Genomic DNA, 21,401 nt, shown 5'->3' with positions numbered 1-21,401 from the left:
TTAAATCCTCAATATTTGAGGCGTAGCTTTAATCATAATTCGTTCTTACTGTTTTCTTTATATTTCTTTAATGCTTCATTAAATTCTTTTAGAATCACCTCATTTGGAATTCTGTCATTTTTACTCTTAACTTTTGTGTTTCCTTTTAACGGAACGATAATTCGATATCGTTCTTTTTCTTTTATATTAGTTGCGATTACATATGAATTTTCGGGAATTAAAAAATATCCTCAGCGTCCATCTTCCTCAAAGCTCTGTTACTTCTTTCATAATCAATTCGTTGTTCAACAATAACTTCTCATCTGCTTTCAATTCCCCTTTTAAATTAACACTTATTATAAAAGAGATTTTGAGTAATTGTTACAATTTAAGGAACAAACGTTAATAATCAGTTCACCTTCATACAATTTTCAAATTTAGAACATTTTACCAGAAATTAATATGTTAATATAATCAAAAAATCAAAACGTTTTCTGGGGGTTGTGTTAAATTTGAAAAGTTTCTACTATCTTATTTTTAGTTACTCAATTTTCATTTTAAATGTCACCTTCAACGGATTTAACAACTTCGATATATTTTTAAGTTTAAATTGTATTAGTATTTTATTAAGCTTGCTGAGTTTTCTAGTTTCAATCATTTCATCAAATAGGAGATGGAAGGAAAAGGTCAACATTGGTCTTAGTTTGAGTTTAATTCTAGTATCATCTCTTTGGATTAACTTAGTTTATGTTGGGGTTTAAATGGTTTTAAATAGTAATTTCAACTAATAGGTGAGTATAATGGAGAAGTTTTTTAGAGTAATATTATTTCTTATTTTAACTTTTATTGTGATTGTTATTTTGTTGATTTTCTTTTTAAAACCAGCCAGTAATGAAATTAGCGGTTCTTCTAAAAGTGTTCAAATTGTAGAAGAAGAAAATTATTCTGAAGGTTTTGGTGGTGGAGATATCATTACAACTGTTGCTGTTGAAGGGCAAAATATGGTTGAAAATAGTTCGGCACAACAAGGATTTGTTCCACAAGAAAACCGGACAGGATTCTATTTTGTAAAAGAAAAAAGTAACTTCTGCTATCAAAATAAAACGACTGACTAACTAATAGCAGTCGTTTTACCTAATGAGCTAAATCTCACTTCTTACAATCATAAGCAACCAAAGTAATATCCAATTCCTCTTCCAAATTCTCAATCTTACTCTTCGCATCATTAGTTAAATCTGCAATAAAAAAGTCACTGTTATTTAAATCTTTGTTCTCATTACTCATTTCAAAAATCCCCTTTACCAAAATTTTACCTTTTCATTATTCCCTGTGCTATAGAAACTATCCTAGCTATAATTGGACAATTAAATAAAATTTTATTAAGTAAAAAGGCTATAAGACGGATAACTTACTTTAGTAATTTACATTTGTTAAACTATTTATATTATTTAAACAATTTAGTGGGAATAATAGGTTTACAGAAGGGGTTGGATGTATGGATAAGGATACGGTTTTTGCAATTGGAGATATACACGGAAGCATAAATGAATTAGAAACATTACTTAAACAATGGAACCCAGATAATGAAAGGCTAGTACTTCTAGGAGATTTAGTTGATCGTGGAGAGAATCCATACGAGGTATTGATAAGAGCGCAGCAATTAGAAAAAGAAGACGGAGCGGTTGTTATACTAGGAAATCATGAGCAAATGTTATTGGACTGGCTTGAGCAACCTGAGTTTAAACAAGCGTATTACTACGGACAAGGTGGTTTAGAAACAATTAATTCATTTTTTAAATTTGAAATTACAAATAAAAGAGGTCCTAATGAAGTAGCGCAATTAATGAAAGAGCAATTTGAAGCTGAACTACAATTTATTAAATCTAGACCACTGTATTTCGAATGGCAAAATTATGTATTTGTTCATGCCGGAGTCGATCTGAATCTTGAAGATTGGAAAGAAACGACTGACAAGGAATTTTACTGGATTCGCGATGAGTTCCATTACGGAAAAAATGAAACAGATAAGACATTTATTTTCGGTCATACACCAACATCAATTCTTCACAAAACTGAAGGGAAATTCGATATTTGGTATTCACCTTGTAAAACGAAGATCTGTATTGATGGGGCTGCTGCATATGGTGGAGTTTTACATGGTATTAAAGTAAATAAAGATGGAATAATTTCAACTCATTCAATTTCTTCTCTAACAAGGTCAACTAAATATGAAATATAATTGAAAGAGTTGAAAGAAATCTATTATAAATTAATACATAGTTTTTGAATTTATAGTAAAAGTCGTTGCCTTTAAGGTAACGGCTTTCTTTTTTTGATATTGATTTTTGCACTAAAATTATTGCAAAAAATATAGTTTATTAGACTAAAATCAATTCACTTTATGTATTGAGGAGGTGATATTATGAATAATATTTCGATCAATATTAAAGAAAAAAATAGAGCTTTTGAAAAGGTACAAAACAAAATTGAAAAATCCATTAATTATAGGGTTCTTAAGTAAAGAAGCAAATTATGATTTGTATAAAAAAGCTACTCTTGACCAGCTAAAGAAAATATAGATTCAGTTAATTATGATAAAAAAATTAGAAAAATTAATAGTCGTTATCCATTAATACTAAATAGTCAAAGCTCAACAAATAGACTAGATAGGTTGGATACTTTGTGAAAATGAATTCACAACCGTCCAAGATGATTTATCTAATGGTGGAAATGACTTTATAAAAAAATAGGTACTATTATATGTTTTCGGACTATTATGATAAAATTAATCTTATTCAAGTTCATTTTGAGGTAAATGGTAATTTGAATAGGAAGAAGAGCTATTTATATGAGTTCTGACCTTTAATATTTCAGAGGTTGACTTTCCGACTACAAGAGAAGCCACCCGTGGCTAAGGAGGAAGAATTAAAAATGACAAAACTAGACCTACTGAAAGATTTTATTCTTAACAAAGAACTAGACATCGATGTATCTATACCTACTGAGGATTATACAAATTTTTCATACAATGGATTTGATGCGGGTACAGTCTATAATAATGACACCTACAGAATTTCTGTAGCTCGTGGAACAAAGGTAGAACGACTATTCCGTAAACGTAAATACAAAATGAAAGTTTCTAAAACCAATAACAACAATCTAGTTGCAACCTTTGAACTAGAAAGTGCTGTTGATTTTGTACAAGTTAAAACGCTGCTTCTAAATATGGATAAATTAGCTAGTAACGGACTTCGTGAAGAATTGAACCGTGCAGTAAATTAATTTCATTTTATTATTTAATTGGTATGACTACAGAAAAAATAAAGCTAACTGTAAACGTTGGTTAAATAATATGATCGAACCCACCAATAGATGGTGGGTTTTGTTTCATCTGATTTGATACTTTTGAGTAGACATATGTTCCACCACTATTTTTTAACCATGTTTGATTTATTCCAAATGCCATTTTAAACATAGAATCTAATTCTGAAATATCTACTCGATGAAAATCGAATTTGTCTACAGTCTTTTTTTATTTTTAAGGCGATATACATGCTGACAAAACATCATTTAATTCAATGAGATCAAGTAGGAATGATCGCGCTAAACTCTTTTCACTTCACCTAAAAAAGAACTAGTTATCTAAAACTATATCGACATAGATTTATAGGTACACCGTCACGGTGAAATCTAGTATCGAGTTCACTTTTGAATATTCTGATATTTTTGTAATATTAAATAAAAGTAAATAAAAAGGTGATAAACATATGTGCAAAAATAATAAAACCATCATAACTATGAATAAATATTATGTAAGACCAGGTGACGAAGTCGAATTTATGCCAAAAGAGGATAATGTAAAAGAGATCAAGCCCAATTCAGTAAAAGGTATTGTAACAAAAGTTCTTTCAAACTCTGTCATTGTTGATATGAGAAATGATCGTAACCACCGTAATTATTACGATCATGATCACACTGTAATCAACCACAAAAAGTATAAAATTTTAGCTCCAATTTCAAAAAGTTAATTTCCTAGAAAATAGCCTTAGCCCAAATAAAAGGGATAAGGCTTTTTTTTATTTTGGTACTTATGAACTTATATGAATTCCTAATATAGTAAAAATTAAGTATGTAAAACTACCTAAGATTTGAACGCAAAAAAATAAAAAGAATTCTAGGGAAGATTACAAAATAAACGAAAAATGTAATATTTTTCATATTTACGTAACAGTAATTGTCATTTATTAACAAACTCAGACTTTAGACCGTTTTGCATTTCAATTAGTTTTGTTAAAATATTATTAGAAATTTAGAAAATATTGGAAATAAGGAGGACGAAATGAAAAAGGCAATTGTACAAATTAAGAACTTATCAAAGGAAATAAAAGGGAAGAAGATTGTTTCTGATTTAAGCTTTGATATTTTTGAAGGCGAAGTTTTTGGATTCTTAGGTCCAAATGGAGCTGGTAAGACGACGACGATCAGAATGATGGTTGGTTTGATGAATATCTCTGAAGGTGACGTTGTCATTAATGGTCATAGTATTAAGTCCAACTTTGAAGAAGCAATTAAGAATGTAGGGGCAATTGTAGAGAATCCAGAATTGTATAAATTTCTAAGTGGTTATGATAATTTACTGCAATATGCTCGAATGGATAAGAATGTAACAAAAGAGAAAATTAATGAAGTTGTTGAGCTTGTTGGTTTAACAGGAGCTATTCGTCAAAAAGTTAAAACGTATTCTCTTGGTATGAGACAGCGTCTTGGTTTAGCTCAATGCTTATTGCATGATCCGAAGGTTTTAATTCTTGATGAACCTACGAATGGACTTGATCCAGCGGGTATCCGAGAAATGAGAGATCACTTGCAGCTTCTTACGAAGAAAAAAGGCATGGCCATTATTGTATCGAGTCACTTATTAGCAGAAATGGAAATGATGTGTGATCGAATTGGTATTATTCAACAAGGTAAGCTTGTAGATGTACAAACAGTAACAGAGCTTACAACTGAAGATGTTCAAACGTATTCAATTGAAGTGAATAATAATGAAACTGCACTTAAAGTATTATCTAAACATAATGCGCAATTAGTTGATGGAGAAATACATATTGAATTAACGAGAGAAGATGTACCGAATGTAATTGAGTTATTAGTCGAAAATCGCATTCGCGTATATGGATTTAAAGCAAATGCAAAAACATTGGAAGATCGTTTCTTAGAAATTACGAATGTTTAACATCTCTTTAGTAGTCTCATTAGTTTGTTGATGCTTTAGAATTTCCAAAAGAAAGGAACTTAGAATATGTTAAAATTGATTCAAAATGAATGGATAAAGATTATTAAAAGACCAGGTACTATTGTAATGGTTGCCCTTATTGTTTTACTTGTTGGTGCTACTGGTGCTTTTGTAAAATATTATGAACATAAAAAAGAGCAAAATGCAGATCAGAATTGGAAGCAAACATTACAAGTACAAACAGCAGAAGATAAAAAACAATTAAAAGGTATAAGTAATAAAGACCCTCAAAGACAGTTTTTAGAACGATCAATTGCAATTAATGAGTATAGAATAGACCATAATATATCACCAGATGAGAAGACGAATGTTTGGACTTTTATGGATACTTCATCAAGTTTAATTATATTAGTAAGTTTATTTACGATTATAGTTTCTGGTAATATAGTAGCGAGTGAGTTTAATTGGGGGACGATTAAACTATTACTAATCCGTCCTTTTTCTAGAAAAAAAATAATTATGTCAAAGTATTTAACTAGTATTCTATTTGGTTTTGCTATGTTATTTATATTATTTCTAGTTTCGAATCTACTTGGTTTAGTACTTTTTGGTGCAGGAAGTGGGAATACTTCATATTTAGCATATGTCGATGGCCATGTTGAAGAGCAAAGTAGGCTTGTCTATTCTGCAAAGCTTTACGTAATGAGTTTTATCGAAACATTTATGCTTGCTACGATGGCGTTTATGGTGTCAACAGTATTTAGGAACAATACAATTGCGATCGGGATCTCAATTTTACTATTAACAGTCGGAAATACAGTAACAGTTATTTTGTCGGGATTCTTTGACTGGACAAAGTTTATCTTATTTGCCAATACAAACTTAATGCAGTACGTTAATGGCACTCCACCAGTTGAAGGCATGACAATGACATTCTCAGTAATTATGCTATTAGTCTATTTTGTTATTTTCCTAGGATTATCAATAGTTGTATTTTCAAAACGAGATGTAACAGCTTAAGTTGTTAGAGTGTTCTTTTTTAAGTACTAAAATCAATAAAAAAACAAAAGCCTTATTCTGATTTATGAATAAGGTTTTTTCAATGTATTGAAAGATATAGGAGTCAATATAAAAAGTATGCAGAAGTTTCTAATACCCGTTGATTAAATATTATTTTTTACGTTCTTAATTGTTTAAATAATGATTTCTATGAAAATTATTTAAGACTTCTTTCAAAAATCAATGTAAAAGTAATGAATACGCTCATTTTAAAAAGTAAAGTCAAAAAGGCGATTACTTTAATTGCAAATGTAAAGTTGCATTAGTAGAAATTGAATTTGACTTTTAGATATATTTAGTCAATAAAACAGTATTTTTTATATAATGATTATTCTAATGATTTAAAGATTAATTTTTATATTTGAAGAGTTGATTGGAACGAAGGGATGTTCGACTCCTATGGGAGATGCAGGAAGGGTGAGACCCCGCAGGAACGAGGAGGCTCAGCTCATGCCCCATGGAAAGCGAGCAACCCGTAGTGGAAATCAACAAGACATTCTTATTTCGTTGTTATTTCTTTTTTCAACAGCAAAAAAAACCTTATTCTAATTTATGAATAAGGTTTTTTTATTTCTAAAATAATGATTGTATTTTTTCTTTCATGATTTCATTGTACAGTTTCAATGCTTGGTCATACTCTTTTTCTTCAAAAAATTTAGTTAATTCTTCATACTGCTTAATATGATTTTCAACAGAACTTCTTCTATAGGAATAATATTTACTTGCAATAATCTCAAATTTATTTTGTAAAGCTCCGATTGTTTCCATTAATAAATCATTTTGGCTCGTTTGTAAAATAAGATTATGATAACGATTAGCTTCTAAGTAATATAAATCATGATCATCATCAGCAACCGCATTTTTCAATAACTGAGTACATTCATACATTTCATAAATTGGAAAATCAAGCATTTTCCTTTTAGCTTTTTCAATGCTTCCAATGCCTAAAAATAATCGACATTCAAAAAAATTAACGATATCCATCAATGTAATTTGAATATTTTGCACCATTGAGCCTTGGTTTTTAAAATGTTTAACTAAACCACTTGATTCCAATTTGACAAGCGCCCTTCGGATAGGGGTTCTACTCATGTTCAAATCATTTACAAGTGATGCTTCAGTTAAATATGTTCCAGGGGAATATTTACCTTGTATGATAAATTTTTTGATTTCTTCATATGCTTTTTGTTCTAGTGTTATATTATTTGGCAAGTATTTCACCATCCTACTTTCTAGTGTTATTTTAATTCCAGCTAAACTGAGTGGGATTTTTTATAAATGCACTCATTATACTTACAAATCAATAGAACTAATATTATACAAAAAGTATACAATAAAATTGACTAAATAGTATAGAAAAATAATTGATTCAATTATTTGGTAATAAAGGGAAATATCTAATTGAATGAATCAAATGATATGTGAAGTAGGCTGGTGTTTAAAGAATACTGAAGTAGGTATGTTAAATTTATATTGATTTGAGTATAAAAATTGTATACAAAAATAACTTTATTAGTTAATTATCGATAATCAATAAAAAAACATCTAAAGCCTTAAAAGCTTTAGATGTTTTTATTGCATTCATATTAGAACATTAAATCCATAAATGCTTCTTCTTTCAGTTGAGTTAAGATTTCAGTTGCTTTATCAAATTCAGATTTTTCCACACGATCAATAAGAGAATTATATAAATCTAATGTATGTGGAATTCTATTTTTTCTTACATTAAATACATTCGATGACGTTGCTTCTTCAGTAAATCTCTTCCATAGATTATCAAGCATTTCGATGATTAAATTATTTTGAGAATTTAGTAAAAATGTTTTATAAAACTCTGTCAACGCTCGGTGATAATTGTAGGCATCATCCCCGTTGTATGCTTTTTCCATAGAGGTAGTCATTTCTCTAAGTAGTTTGACATTAAATGGAGTATGCTTCCTTTGGGATTTTTCTACACAAAATACAGCAAAGCACCATTGAATTTCAATCATATTTATAATTTCATGTAAAGTAAAATGAGTATATGTAACAGTCGTTCCATGAAAGTTATTATGTGATAACAACCCTTCAGATACAAGCCTTCCAAGTGCTCTTCTAATCGGTGTTCTGCTCATTTGTAGTTCAGATACAAGTGCAGTTTCCTTCAAATGCATACCAGTTTGATACTCACCTGAAAGGATCAAACTTTTTAATTTTTCATATGCAATTTGTTCTAAAGTTTTCTCTTTTGCCATTTTATTCTCCTACTATAAATGTATTAACTGATTCATAAAAGATCTTCTTATTTAATCCTTAATAGTATACATTAAAAATCCAATTGATAAGCTATAGAAAAAAATAATTCAATTTTTGATAAAGGAATATAGGTGTATTTTAGTATTAGTAGGTCGAATATTATCTGAATTTAAAAATGTTCAATTAGTTAAACGATGTATTTTTTTCCATTAATTAGAATAATTTCCAACCCCATTTCAAATCATAAAATAAAATCAAATTAGGGGAATGGTATGAGAACTTATAAAGATGGTATGAAAAAAGATTCCTCAAAAGAAAATTGGATTGATGAATTATCGAAATCAAATGATTTTATTAAATTTAAAACTTCAAGTGATCTTCAGAATGATAGTTACTATAGTATCTATTTTTACCGAACATTAATTAGGTCTGAGATCATGCATGATCAAATACTTCCATATTTGACAAAGAATTATACTCTTGAAGATTTGATGTCTCAACTTCCAGTTCAACAACTTACGATTACTTCAGATAGTTCTAAAATCAAAAGTAAATTGCTAAAAGGTTATATGGTAATTCAGTATGGTGAGAATATAACTGATTGTTTACTTGTTAATATATCGAATAATGTTTCCAGAACGATTGGTCCTCCTATAATGGAAGCTACTACTTTAGGTCCGCAGGTTGGATTTGTAGAAGATTTGGATGTAAACATCAATTTAATTCGAAATAAATTACCAATTTCTGATCTTTATGTCGAGGAATTGGTAGTTGGGAAGCTATCAAAGACGAATGTTGCTGTTATCTATATAAGTGGAATTGCTGATGATGAAAATGTTAATACAGTTACACAGAGGATAAAAGATATCCAATATGATCATATTCCGGACAGTTCATTTATTTCGTCTATGATTGGTGATAACACGCATTCTATTTTTCCACAATCGATTCCAACTGAAAGGCTTGATCGTACAATCGGAGGTTTAACTGAAGGGAAAATCGCCATTGTTGTTGACGGTTCTCCAAATGTTCTTTTGACTCCTGCTTTAATAGATGAGACTTTTATCGCGATGGAAGACTATTATGTCAATTGGGAACTTGCTACATTTTTCCGTTTACTAAGAATATTCGGTTTTGCACTTTCGATATTTATAACGCCTTTTTATGTTGCAGTTTTGACTTATCATTATGAGCTAATTCCACCTCGCTTACTTGAATCATTAGTCATATCTAGAGCATCTGTACCGTTTCCTCCAATTTTTGAAGTGTTATTTTTAGAAATTACGATCGAGCTAGTAAAGGAAGCTGGACTCCGATTACCATCAAAAATTGGACAAACGCTTGGTATTGTTGGTGGTATTGTAATTGGGCAAGCTGTTGTAGAAGCTAAGCTTACGAGTAATATTCTCTTAATCTTAGTAGGACTTGGTACACTTGCATCCTACACATCTGCAATCTATAAATTTAACAATACGATTCGATTTATAAAGTTTCCAGTCATCATAATGGCTCAGCTAATTGGACTTTTAGGGATTTTTATGGGCTTTATCTATTTAATGACGCATTTGCTTCGATTAACCTCTTTAGGAAGACCCTATATTGGAACTTATCCGTTTAGGAAAACGGCATTTAATGATTTATGGATCAGATTACCATTTTCAAAGCAGAAAAAAAGACCTACGAATTTAAGACCAGCTACACTTTTTCGTGCAACCAATGATATAAAAAGACCTGGTCCACCGAGTGATTTTGATGAATAAAAAAGGAGAGGTTTATTAATGGCATCGTATAGAAGACAACAAGTTTCACCGTATCTCCTATTTTTTATTATTACAAGCTCTCAAATAGGCGTAGGTGTTTTAGGGTTTCAACGACTCATCGCACAAGATGCTGGTTATGATGCATGGATCAGTGTCATAATTGCTGGGCTCTTTGTTAACGCAGTTGTATGGATTATGTATAAAATGTTATCGAAGGCACAAGGAGATATTATTGATGCGCATAAGCAATTTTTTGGTAATATTATCGGATCAATCTTAAGTTTAGTTATTCTAATCTATTATCTAATTTTAGCAATATCTGTTTTAAGATTATATATTGAAATCGTTCAAGTTTGGATGTTTCCGTCTATATCAACGTGGCTATTATCGAGTATCATTTTATTATTATGCTACTATATTGTATCAGGTGGGTTTCGTGTAGTAGTTGGGATTGCGTTTCTATCTGGAATCTTTACGGCAGTGCTATATGCTTTGCTATTTCATTTGCCACATAAATATATTCATATGGATAATATTTTACCTATTCTTGATCATTCGTTTAAAGATTTGTTATTGTCTGCAAAAAAATCAATCTATACAATGGCGGGATTTGAAATATTACTAATGGTTTTTCCATTTATTCGTAATGGAAATTCTTCTCAAAAGTATGCTCAATGGGGAATCGCTTTTTCAACTTTAGTCTTCACTTTATCGGCTTTTACAACTTTTTTACTATTAAGTGAAAAACAAATTGCACATGTAATCTGGGCGAGACTCTATATAGCTAAATTAATTCGTTTTCCATTTTTAGAAAGATTTGAATATATACTAATTTCCAGTTTTTTAATAAAGGTTATTTCAATTTTAGCTCTATTATTATGGAGCTCAAGCAGAGGCTTAAAATTAATTTTTAAATGGAAGCAAAAGTATACATTAATATTGATTAGTGTAATTAGTTTTATCGTTTGTCAATTACTTGAAACTCGATATCAAATTAATGCATTTACAGATTATACAAGTAGAATTGCACTTTACATTTTTTATGTTTATATACCACTTTTTTCAATCCTATTTATGATAATGAAGTCTGGGAAAGCAAAATGAAAAAATATCTTCTATTTTTTATTATTTGTATTGCATTATCTTTAAATGGCTGTGCACTTGTACCGTCTGCGAATGTTAATGAACTAAATATTATTGGAGCAGCTGGGTTCGACCTTCCAAAACCGAAACAACTGAAAGGGACTGTTGTTTTTCCTGTGTTTCGACCTTCTGGACAGATCGAATTTAAAGTGTCTTCTGCAAATGGAGAATCAATAAAAAAAGTGAGGGAAAGATTAGATAGTCAAATGAGGTATCGGTTAATGTCAGGTCAGATGCGAGTTGTTACATTTAGTCTGGACTTAGCCAAAAAAGGTTTTTTTCCAATTATTGATACGTTTAATCGGGACCCAGCCGTTGGGAATATCATACAATTAGCTATAGTTGATGGTGAAACAAGTGATTTACTTTCATTAAAACAGTATAAAGATGAAAACATAGCTTTATATCTATACGATCTCCTTATACACAATTCAGAGACTGGACCTTTTCCCTATACCGATTTCTCGACATTTCTCTATCAATATTTTGAAGTAGGGCAGGATCCGTATTTACCGGTGTTAAAAATAGTGAATGACAAGATTAAATTAAATGGCATTGCAACTTTCAAAAGAGATAAACTTATAACAATTATTCCTTGGAAATATGCTTTCATATTTAAAGGGATGAAAGAAAATTATAAACAAGGATTACATCAGTTCAAAATTGATGGAGATTATGTAGCAATTGATAATATAAAATCTAAAAGTAAATATGATATCAAAATCAAAAAAGGAAAACCAGAGTTTACAATTCATATGAAGATGAATGCCAGAATTCAAGAATATACTGGTGATAAACCAATAGTACTTCCTAAACATATTAAACAAATAAGTAAAGCAATTGAAAGGGATATTGAAAAAGATGCAAAAGAGCTTATATCACTCCTTCAAAAAAATAATGTTGATCCAATTGGTTTCGGCTCAAAATTAGAAGCACATTACAGGGAATTTGATGAAAAAAAATGGGAGAAACAGTATTCGAGTGCAAAAATTAAAGTAAAGGTTAATTTAGATATACTTCATACAGGAATTGTTGAATAGATCATGTTTCGAATGAATAGAAGAACTATTAAAACGTGAATGGAACTAAAAAAGGACGTCTTAAGGTCATTGTTAGACAGATAGACGTCTTTTTTAATTAAGAACATTGTATAAAAATTGTATACAAACGATTGAGTAAGTATGTTAAAATAATATTACGGAAAAGTTAAGTATAAGATAATTTAATCCATAGATCAGTTTCTTTAATAATTTATAAATAATCATATTTATTTTAAGATAATTCCTGGAGGGGATTATGCTTTTAAAAAATATTTTCATAACCCATACAATCATCATTAGTTTTTTTTATTTAACCTCTTCCATCTTATGGGGGGAAGCAAGACAAAAGTTTGCAGGGAAATCGAAATTTCAAGAATTTTTTATCGGGATTCTATTGAGTTTATTAACGATTGTATTAATAAATTTTCCGATTATCACGGATCATGGAACAAATATTCAAATTAGAGCTCTTGGAATGGAAATTGCAGCAATCTTTTTTGGGAATATCACCTTAGTGACAATGTTTTTCTTCGATATTATTGCTTTTTATTTTATTAAGGGATTGAATTATGTTTATCTAATTGATTCTCTTTTGCTTTTGATTGTTTTATTTTTGGGATTTTATATGAATTATCAAAAATGGGATGAAAAAAAGAGAATACTTATTTTGACTACAATTATTATTCTGTATAGATGTATCGGTTTTTATTTAATCGATAAATGGATGCTAAAACCGATTGGTGACATTGTATTAGGAAGGCTACTACAAACGATTGGGTTTTGGATTTTAATGTTTGTTCCAGCATTATTCTTAAGTTACTTTATAGCCTATAAAACACGCAATACAGAAATAAAATTAAAGAAAATGGAAAATATCGCAAATGTTGACAGTCTAACTGGATTATATAACCGTAGATACTTTGAAAAACAACTTTTAAATGGATGTTCAAAATCCTATGAATCATCAATACCTATGACATTATTAATGATTGACGTAGATCATTTTAAAAAATATAACGATTTATATGGTCACCCAAAAGGTGATGAATGCTTAAGAAAAGTAGCAACTAATTTGCAATTAGAGACGACAAGCGAATCAGGTATTGTTGCACGGTATGGTGGAGAGGAATTCTCAATTTTATTACCGAAATCTGATCTGAATGATGCACTTAAAATAGCTAATCGATTATGTAAAAATATAAAAAAGTTAAAGATTGAACATGAGCAATCAGAGAAAAAACTAGTTACATTAAGTATTGGTGTAGCATCATTGATTGCTGAAACTGAACAAGATTATTTAAAATTAGTAAAGCAAGCTGACCAGGCATTATACAAATCAAAGCATAATGGAAGAGATCAAGTGAGTTACTAAAATATAAAAAACATCTATTAATCACTTCAGAAAAAGGTGATTTAAGATGTTTTTTTATTTATTTTGCTGCTTTATTTTATTAGTGGATCTAAATTAAAGTGGTTCAATGCTTCGTTGACTAAATCAATATCATAAACGTTGTTCTCTAAGAAAAATTTTATGACTAAATCATTTAAATCACTGTCTGATAATGTATAGCCAGCAGAACTTAAGAGTTCGTTCGTTTCAATTTTATCTAGTTCAAGTGCTAATGATAAAGCAATGATTGTATTTTTCTTTGGAAGATAATTAGGAATGGAGCGGATTTTTGAAAAGTGTTTTCGGTCAATTCCTGCCTTTTTATAAACTAATGGATCACTGACATTTTTTTGATCAATAAAGTTAAATAGGAGCTCTCTAAATGTGGGCTTCAGTTTATTTTTAATAAATGCTTCAATTTCTATATTTTCTAAAGGCTCAGCAGCAAACATTTCATTTTTACTAAAATGTAATTCTTCTATTTTTACTTCATCTAAATGACGTTTTACATATTGTTGTAATTCAATCAAAAATTCTTGGTTAAGCATTTTAAATTCCCCATTCCAAAATGTCTCTTTTAAGGCGACCTACCTACTAATTAATTCAGTTATTATTATAACATCAAGAATGAAGGGGCTGATTTAGAATGAACAAGAATAAAACAGAAATTATATTTTTAATAGATAGAAGTGGTTCAATGGCAGGGCTTGAAAGTGATACGATCGGTGGATTTAACGCATTTATGAAAAAACAAAGTAGTTTTGATGGAGAAACGAATGTAACAACAGTACTTTTTGACGATCAGTATGAAGTATTATGGGATGGGAAAGATGCACGTAAAGTAAAATTAACAGATAAAGAGTACTTTGTAAGGGGAACTACTGCACTTCTAGATGCGGTAGGTAAAACCATTTTAAATGTAGGCAACAGATTGTCTTTATGTAACGAGATGGAAAGACCTGGTAAAGTGATTTTTGTTATTACTACTGATGGGTTAGAGAATGCGAGTGTTGAATTTACGTATAGTAAAGTCAAACATCTTATCCATCACCAACAAGAAAAGTATAATTGGGAATTTATATTCATGGGAGCAAATATAGATGTAGCAAAAGAAGCCAGCAGCCTAGGAATTTTAGAAGAAAATGCTTATACTTTTGAATCTTCTAATGAAGGTGTTGAAAATATGTATAGTGTAATAAGCGAGGCTGTGTCTGAAAAAAGGATATATTATAAATTCAAATCTAGTAAGTCTTTTTGACTTATTAGATTTTTTTATTGTAAATAAAAATTCTTTAATGATAAATAAGTAGTAAGAATAATAATGTTAGAATAGGGACATAAAACAATTTTAGAGGAGAGATGTACATATGAAACCGCAAAGCTTAGATCATCACGTTAGATATCATCCAGTTTTCCACTTTTTTGGAGCACCATTAGCGTTAATCACAATCATTGGTTCAATCGTTAACCTATGCAGCGCAATAAAGAATAGCGATCATATTTGGTTAGCAGTCTTGATTTTAGTTACTTCGCTTTTATTAGTTGTATCGTTTTTTCTAACAAGACTATATTCCAACAAAGTACAAGACCGTGTCATTCGAATGGAAGAAAATTTTCGCCATTTTACACTAACTGGAAAACCTTTAAATCCTCAATTAACAATGGGGCAAATCATTGCATTACGATTTGCAAGTGATGAAGAATTTGTAGCGTTAAGTGAAAAAGCGGTAAATGAAGGACTGAGTTCGAAAGAGATTAAACAAAATATTAAAAATTGGCGAGCGGATGAGTATCGCGTTTAATTTTGTGCAGGGGACCTATTTTAGGTCCTTTTTCTTGTTTCGAGGGGAATTAGTCTATAAAGTTCGAGTAACAATACCAGCAAAAAAATTTGTTACCTATTAAATATAATAAATTCCCCTAATGCCGCTAACAATATGGATATAAAATAATCATTGCCTTGAAATACTAAATATGCTGAATAACTCTTAGTCAATTCTCTACTTATAAGCAATGCTTTAAATATTATCAGTCAAATTAATGGCCTCATACAAATATCTCTAAAGGAGCTCTTGCTAAACAAATGACAGAACAGAGAAATAAAATCAGAAAAACAAAAAGAAAGTCTCTTAGAATATTGCTATTGATCGTTCTAATTCTTATCGCATTTATTGGATATAAGGGTATAAGAACATATTATAAATTACAGAATGCTACCCAGGGGGAAGTTCTTCACTCAAGTTTGCGTAAACAAGAAATAAAAAATACTCAACCTTTTTCCATTTTATTTCTTGGAATCGAAAACTACGCAACAAAGGGGAAAGGTGGTAGAACTGATTCCATCATATTAGTAACTGTTAATCCCAAAGATAAAACAATACAAAAAATGAGTATTCCTCGTGATACATACGTGGAAATTCCAGATCAAAAAAGAAAATCTAAAATTAATGGTGCATATAACAGTGGTCTTCAATCAACTGTAAATACAGTAGAAAACTTTTTGCATGTCCCAATCGACTATTATGTTACTGTAGATTTTGGTGGTTTTAAAAATATTGTCGATGAGATTGGTGGAATTGATGTTGATGTTCCATTTGATTTTTGGCAATATTCGGATACTAAACCACGTTATAAAGTTTACTTCAAAAAAGGAAATCAACATCTAAATGGAACAGAAGCTTTAGCCTATGCTCGAATGAGAAAGCGCGATCCACGTGGCGATTTTGGACGTGAAGAACGTCAACAACAAGCTATGCTGGCAATTATCGATAAATTAAAGTCTCCGAAAACATTATTTAAAATAGATAAATATGCAAGTGTATTTAGTGAAAATGTCAAAACAAATATGAGCTTGTCTGAAGGCTTATACTTATTCAATGACATGAAAGAAGCTAATCCTAAAAACATCACGACATTAAAATTGGAAGGAAAAGACGATTATATTAACAGAATTTACTATTATATGCCGGATCAAACTAGCGTAAATGCAATAACAAAAAGTTTGAGAAATCATCTTGAGCTTGATAAATCACCAGCTAATTCAATTAAATCAAAATAAGTGCATGTATCATTAATTTTAAAAAAAGAGGTAAATGAGTAAGCATCTCATTTATCTCTTTTCCTTTTTATTTTAATATTCATGTTTAACTAAATAACAATTTACTTGATAAGAATATCAACAATCTACTCTAACAGAGCCCTCAAAGAAAAATCGCATTGTTGAAATTGTTTATCTATTGTAATCTATGTAATTTCCTTCGTCAGATTTTGTAATAGTCAGTAAAGAATAAAAGGAAGGGCTATATACCGAGTAATATGGGCTATTTACTTTGAAAAGAGTTTGAGAAAAAGCCCGTTTTTTTGCTGTTTGCTCAGTAATTTTAGTTAAACACCTGTAATAAACATGCGATGAAAGGAAATGATTTATCATCTCCCTGTTACTTTTTTGAGAAAAATCTATGTTACGATTAGTAAAAATTAGCAAATAAAGGAACATGGAGGGGAAAAAGAAATGATTAACAAAATTAAAGTTACAACCATTTTAGCAGCTGCTGCACTCTCAGTATCTGTAAGTGCTAATGTGCAAGCTGCTACCGTTGAAGTAAAAAAAGGGGATACTTTGTGGGATCTATCACGTGCGAATAATGCCACCGTTGAAAATACTAAAATGTTAAACGGGATTACTTCAGACTTAATTCATCCTGGTGATAAACTTATCATTGCATCAGAAAAACATTATGAAGTAAAAAAAGGTGATACATTATGGGATATTGCACAAAATCATGATGTAACAGTATCGCAAATTCAAGAATGGAACAATATACATACGGATCTAATTCAACCTGGATTAAACTTAGTCATTTTTGAAGGCGTAAAAAATATAGCTCAATCAAAAATGACAAATATAATTGCAACAAATTCTAAAACTACTTCAACAGTGAAGTCAGTACAAGAATCTCCAAAGATTGCATCGGCATCAAGAGAAGATGCTACTAAAACAAAGGAAATTGTACCAGCAACAAAGGAAAGTGCATCAACAACAAAGGAAAGTACACCAACAACAAAAGAGAGTGTACCAACACCTAAAGAAAGTACACCAACAACAAAAGAGAGTGTACCAGCAGCAAAAGAAAGTGTACCGGTAACAAAAGCTGATGCATCAACAGCAAAAGAAAGCGAATCTAAAACAAAAGATTCGGCTGGATCAAAAGTAATAATAATGGAAGCATCTGCCTATACAGCTTCTTGTAATGGGTGTTCTGGCATTACAGCAACTGGAATTGACTTAAAAAAGAATCCAAATACAAAAGTCATTTCAGTTGATCCAAGTGTCATCCCACTTGGAAGTAAAGTGAATGTAGAAGGTTATGGAGTAGCAATAGCCGGAGATACTGGTGGTGCCATCAAGGGAAATCGAATTGATGTATTTATTCCAAATAAACAAGATGCGATTAATTTTGGAAGAAAACAAGTGAAAGTAACGATCTTAGACTAAACATAAAAAAACACTGAAACGGTACATAGGGTTTCAGTGTTTTTATTATGCTATTTATTAGTAGATGACTACTGGCTCATACGTGCTGAGATTATCATATACGGTTTTCATTAGACTAGGTGGAGTGTTAACGCAGCCACCAGATCCTGCAGTCAGATAGGCATTGCTTGACCAGTTGCTTCTCCAGCTAGCATCGTGGAATCCTTGTCCGCTGTTTGTGAATGGTGCCCAATAATCGACCTTAACTTCATAAGAACCAAGACCGACATGTGAGCCCCTGAGGGTCGATGGTGTTCGTTTAAAAAGAATATACCAAACTCCTTTTGAAGTATCTTCACCGGTGATGTGTTTACCAGTAACAACATTCGTTGTGATAACCAATTTGCCATTTTTGTAAAGCCAAATACGCTGTTCGGCAATCGAGACTTCAGCATATGTATCGCCAATTCCATTGTTTGTGGTCGTATTATATCCATAACCTTCATTGTTCCAGCCATTTCCGATAATATGAGTAGGAGAGATAGATTTTTTTCCTGTTTCAAAAGCCTGTTGAACTAGTGTTGATTCTTTTTCAGCATCTAATGCCCAGCCATAGCCTTCTCCTTTAACTGAAATGACAGATCCTGAATGTGTCTTAAATGTAAAATTTTTATTTAATGTAGATTGAGAATTATTTATTTCAGCAATTTTGTTTTTAAGATTACTAGAGTCGATCGTAATTTTCATATCTTTTGACACAGAGGCGTTTTGAATTAATTCAGCCGCATTTAAAGAATAAACTTTATCTTGAACCTTATATTGAACTGTACGCCCTAGTAGCTCTTGCAGTTTATTCTTTTCATTTTTCACAATTTGATTGTCTTCTTTGATTGGTTGTATGTATACAGGATTTAGACGGATTATACTCGTATATCCTTGTCCATTATAGTCTTTTAATAGACGGTCGATATCATATTGCTCACCGCTAATGCTTTTAGAGACAATAATTTTACCTTGCTTCAATTGAACAGTCGCATCTTTTGGTGCTTTTAAGCTCTTATTAAGAGTGAGGAGCTTATCTTCAATCTGTTTTTTCATTGTGTGAATTTGATCTTCATCTCGCTTACTCGGCATTAAAGAATAATTTTTTTCTTTTGAAGAAGGAAAAAACGTCCGTTGGTTTTTTACTATTTTTTTAATGGCCGGTAGATCATTTTCCGTAAAGCTCATCTTTGTATCTTTTCCATCCAAGATTTTCTGGTCGCCCACATAAACGATGTTTTTAAGTTCACTAGTTTGTAATTTTTTTAGTGCCTCGTTAGCATTCAGACCACCTAAATTTATGCCGTTTACCTTGATTTGAGCATTAAAATGGTTAGCTCGATAGCTGAACACAATGATAAGCGTAATAATAATAATGATGCCAATCAAAATGAAATGCCAGGGCAAGGACCGTTTAAATGATCTTCCCCGTTGAATATTATTTCCTTTAACATTTAAAGTACTTTCCAAAACAATTCCTCCCATAACCAAGTAGTCCATCTATCAATGTTTACTGAAATTTAGATTAGAATATTACAATTATATTACATTATTTACTTATATGTGACTATTCTACAATTTTCTTCGGTCGAACTTTGTCACAATTTGTTCAGATTAAGAAATTTTTCCCTTTTTTTATTTTGAACGGGTTAAGAGAAAGGATCGGACTAAAAAGTTTAAATTAATTATATTATCGTTCACTGTAATTCTAATAATATTTTTCTATCTTCTATTGAAGTATAAGATTGTTAAATTTACGAATCTATTAATGTATTGAGCTTTATAGACTAGTTATTTATTATTCGAAAAATTATATTTGTATATCAAGTTAAGTAGCCCGGCTATTACGAATAGCCTTCAAAAAGCATTTTTACAGAGACAGTGTTGAAAATAATAGTTTACTAATGTATCATTATTAATAATCTGAATATTCCGCAAAGAAAAGAGGGACATGTAAATGAGTAAACAAATTCCTGAAAAATGGTGGAGTCAACTGAGGGTGCCAGCTATTTCTGCACCGATGTTTTTAGTTTCTGGTCCTGAGCTAGTAGAGGCAGCGTGTTTAAATGGTGTAATTGGGTCTTTTCCAGCACCGAATGCTCGCCCAATTGAGGTGCTTGATCAATGGATGGGGCAATTAAATAATCATCTTGCTTTAGCACGTGCAAATGAGCCGGAGCGTAAAATTGCACCATGGGCAATGAATATGGTCGTTCATAGCTCTTATAGTAGATTACAGGAAGAACTTGAGCTGTTGAAAAAACATAAGCCTGAGCTTGTTATTACTTCATTAGGTTCTCCAAAAGTAGTGGTTGATCTTGTACATAGTTATGGTGGACTAGTATTCTCAGATGTTAGTGATATGAAGTTTGCTAAAAAAGCAGCAGAGGCTGGTGTAGATGGACTAATTTTAGTTGCATCAGGTGCTGGTGGTCATGCTGGAAATTTAAATGGATTTGCGTTTGTTGATAGTGTTCGTACGTTCTGGGACGGCATTATTGTGTTAGCAGGTGGGATTTCAACTGGTAAGAGTATTTTGGCTGCACAAGCTGCGGGCGCTGATTTAGCTTATATGGGAACACGATTCATTGTTGCGAAGGAAAGCTTAGCAAATGATGAATACCGTCAAATGTTAGTTGATGCAACGCAAGATGATATCGTATTAACTGATGCAATCTCTGGCGTTAAAGCGAATATGTTAATTCCTAGCATTGTGAAAGCTGGCCTTGATCCTGAAACATTGAAAAAGAAAGATAAAGTCGATTTCGATGGAATGAAAAATGAATCCAGTGCAAAGGCTTGGAAAGAAATATGGTCTGCTGGTCACGGTGTTGGGGCAATTACAAAAATCAGTTCAATTGCTGACATTATAGATGAGCTGGAAGAAGAATATGTTGAGGCAGTAGAAAAACTGAATCGAAATGCTGAGAAGTTAAAATCAACTGTTAATAAATAAAGTATACATTTGTAAGCGTTTTACTTTCATATCGTGAATCTATTGTTTAATTATCATTTTAAGATTATAATTAATTTATTGAGATGG

21 protein-coding genes are annotated in these 21,401 nt (G+C 31.0%); 15 read left to right on the top strand and 6 right to left on the bottom strand.

Annotated elements, in window-relative coordinates; genetic code table 11:
• Nucleotides 1-779 precede the first annotated feature (779 nt).
• Nucleotides 780-1,094: a hypothetical protein gene (locus tag BM319_RS10195; protein WP_091022440.1), complete on the top strand. Its 315-nt coding sequence runs from the start codon at nt 780-782 to the stop codon at nt 1,092-1,094.
• A 34-nt stretch (nt 1,095-1,128) separates the two neighbouring features.
• Here the strand turns inward: BM319_RS10195 and BM319_RS25065 are convergent, their stop codons facing one another.
• Nucleotides 1,129-1,263: a hypothetical protein gene (locus BM319_RS25065; RefSeq protein ID WP_286133442.1), complete on the bottom strand. Its 135-nt coding sequence runs from the start codon at nt 1,261-1,263 to the stop codon at nt 1,129-1,131.
• A 211-nt stretch (nt 1,264-1,474) separates the two neighbouring features.
• On the opposite strand from BM319_RS25065, the gene BM319_RS10190 reads away from it, so the two are divergent.
• Both BM319_RS10190 and BM319_RS10185 read left to right on the top strand, forming a co-directional pair.
• Complete coding sequence (locus BM319_RS10190) at nt 1,475-2,218, top strand: metallophosphoesterase family protein (RefSeq protein ID WP_069034247.1); 744 nt, start codon at nt 1,475-1,477, stop codon at nt 2,216-2,218.
• Nucleotides 2,219-2,910: 692 nt separating this feature from the next.
• On the top strand, nt 2,911-3,261 hold the full coding sequence (locus tag BM319_RS10185) for a hypothetical protein (RefSeq protein WP_069034246.1): 351 nt from the start codon (nt 2,911-2,913) through the stop codon (nt 3,259-3,261).
• A gap of 61 nt (nt 3,262-3,322) precedes the next feature.
• On the opposite strand, the gene BM319_RS25060 is transcribed toward BM319_RS10185, so the two are convergent.
• Nucleotides 3,323-3,454, bottom strand: a complete 132-nt coding sequence (locus BM319_RS25060) for a hypothetical protein (RefSeq protein ID WP_286143714.1) — start codon at nt 3,452-3,454, stop codon at nt 3,323-3,325.
• A 292-nt stretch (nt 3,455-3,746) separates the two neighbouring features.
• On the opposite strand from BM319_RS25060, the gene BM319_RS10180 reads away from it, so the two are divergent.
• The 3 genes from BM319_RS10180 to BM319_RS10170 all read left to right on the top strand — a co-directional run bounded on the left by BM319_RS10180 (nt 3,747) and on the right by BM319_RS10170 (nt 6,235).
• On the top strand, nt 3,747-4,007 hold the full coding sequence (locus BM319_RS10180; protein WP_069034245.1) for a DUF2187 family protein: 261 nt from the start codon (nt 3,747-3,749) through the stop codon (nt 4,005-4,007).
• 311 nt (nt 4,008-4,318) lie between these two features.
• Nucleotides 4,319-5,215 carry an ABC transporter ATP-binding protein gene (locus BM319_RS10175; RefSeq protein ID WP_069034244.1) on the top strand — a complete coding sequence of 299 codons (897 nt, stop codon included), beginning with the start codon at nt 4,319-4,321 and terminating at the stop codon, nt 5,213-5,215.
• A gap of 66 nt (nt 5,216-5,281) precedes the next feature.
• On the top strand, nt 5,282-6,235 hold the full coding sequence (locus tag BM319_RS10170) for an ABC transporter permease (protein WP_069034243.1): 954 nt from the start codon (nt 5,282-5,284) through the stop codon (nt 6,233-6,235).
• Between the two features lie 612 nt (nt 6,236-6,847).
• Here the strand turns inward: BM319_RS10170 and BM319_RS10165 are convergent.
• Nucleotides 6,848-7,486: a GntR family transcriptional regulator gene (locus tag BM319_RS10165; protein ID WP_175495591.1), complete on the bottom strand. Its 639-nt coding sequence runs from the start codon at nt 7,484-7,486 to the stop codon at nt 6,848-6,850.
• Between the two features lie 374 nt (nt 7,487-7,860).
• Entirely contained in the window at nt 7,861-8,508 is a 648-nt protein-coding gene (locus BM319_RS10160) for a GntR family transcriptional regulator (protein WP_091022436.1), read from the bottom strand.
• A gap of 273 nt (nt 8,509-8,781) precedes the next feature.
• On the opposite strand from BM319_RS10160, the gene BM319_RS10155 reads away from it, so the two are divergent.
• The 4 genes from BM319_RS10155 to BM319_RS10140 all read left to right on the top strand — a co-directional run bounded on the left by BM319_RS10155 (nt 8,782) and on the right by BM319_RS10140 (nt 13,824).
• On the top strand, nt 8,782-10,269 hold the full coding sequence (locus tag BM319_RS10155; RefSeq protein WP_091022434.1) for a spore germination protein: 1,488 nt from the start codon (nt 8,782-8,784) through the stop codon (nt 10,267-10,269).
• A gap of 18 nt (nt 10,270-10,287) precedes the next feature.
• The gene (locus BM319_RS10150; RefSeq protein ID WP_091022432.1) at nt 10,288-11,373 is read left to right on the top strand and encodes a GerAB/ArcD/ProY family transporter; all 1,086 of its coding nucleotides are present in this window, start codon (nt 10,288-10,290) and stop codon (nt 11,371-11,373) included.
• On the top strand, nt 11,370-12,452 hold the full coding sequence (locus BM319_RS10145) for a Ger(x)C family spore germination protein (RefSeq protein ID WP_091022430.1): 1,083 nt from the start codon (nt 11,370-11,372) through the stop codon (nt 12,450-12,452). Before BM319_RS10150 ends, BM319_RS10145 begins: the two co-directional genes overlap by 4 nt.
• A gap of 256 nt (nt 12,453-12,708) precedes the next feature.
• A complete protein-coding gene (locus tag BM319_RS10140) occupies nt 12,709-13,824 on the top strand; it encodes a GGDEF domain-containing protein (protein WP_091022428.1) in 1,116 nt (371 codons plus the stop codon).
• A gap of 71 nt (nt 13,825-13,895) precedes the next feature.
• On the opposite strand, the gene BM319_RS10135 is transcribed toward BM319_RS10140, so the two are convergent.
• Complete coding sequence (locus BM319_RS10135; RefSeq protein WP_091022426.1) at nt 13,896-14,390, bottom strand: hypothetical protein; 495 nt, start codon at nt 14,388-14,390, stop codon at nt 13,896-13,898.
• 98 nt (nt 14,391-14,488) lie between these two features.
• Here BM319_RS10135 and BM319_RS10130 point away from each other — a divergent pair, with 98 nt between their 5' ends.
• From BM319_RS10130 to BM319_RS10115, 4 genes are all read left to right on the top strand, one after another.
• The gene (locus BM319_RS10130) at nt 14,489-15,100 is read left to right on the top strand and encodes a vWA domain-containing protein (RefSeq protein ID WP_091022424.1); all 612 of its coding nucleotides are present in this window, start codon (nt 14,489-14,491) and stop codon (nt 15,098-15,100) included.
• A gap of 109 nt (nt 15,101-15,209) precedes the next feature.
• The gene (locus tag BM319_RS10125; RefSeq protein ID WP_091022422.1) at nt 15,210-15,644 is read left to right on the top strand and encodes a DUF6526 family protein; all 435 of its coding nucleotides are present in this window, start codon (nt 15,210-15,212) and stop codon (nt 15,642-15,644) included.
• Between the two features lie 281 nt (nt 15,645-15,925).
• The gene (locus BM319_RS10120) at nt 15,926-16,900 is read left to right on the top strand and encodes an LCP family protein (protein WP_091022420.1); all 975 of its coding nucleotides are present in this window, start codon (nt 15,926-15,928) and stop codon (nt 16,898-16,900) included.
• Nucleotides 16,901-17,353: 453 nt separating this feature from the next.
• Nucleotides 17,354-18,337 (top strand): LysM peptidoglycan-binding and 3D domain-containing protein, encoded by a 984-nt coding sequence (locus tag BM319_RS10115; protein ID WP_091022417.1) that lies wholly within the window; start codon nt 17,354-17,356, stop codon nt 18,335-18,337.
• 57 nt (nt 18,338-18,394) lie between these two features.
• Here the strand turns inward: BM319_RS10115 and BM319_RS10110 are convergent, their stop codons facing one another.
• The gene (locus BM319_RS10110; RefSeq protein WP_091022841.1) at nt 18,395-19,843 is read right to left on the bottom strand and encodes a L,D-transpeptidase family protein; all 1,449 of its coding nucleotides are present in this window, start codon (nt 19,841-19,843) and stop codon (nt 18,395-18,397) included.
• 472 nt (nt 19,844-20,315) lie between these two features.
• Between BM319_RS10110 and BM319_RS10105 the strand changes: the two genes are divergently transcribed.
• Entirely contained in the window at nt 20,316-21,314 is a 999-nt protein-coding gene (locus BM319_RS10105; protein WP_091022415.1) for an NAD(P)H-dependent flavin oxidoreductase, read from the top strand.
• The last annotated feature ends 87 nt before the right edge of the window (nt 21,315-21,401 follow it).

It is taken from the genome of Bacillus sp. UNCCL81, from assembly GCF_900112535.1.
Taxonomy (GTDB): Bacteria; Bacillota; Bacilli; order Bacillales; family Bacillaceae_G; genus Gottfriedia; species Gottfriedia luciferensis_B.
The sequence above is the reverse complement of the archived record's forward strand: the minus strand, read 5'-3'. Positions and strand labels throughout refer to the sequence as shown.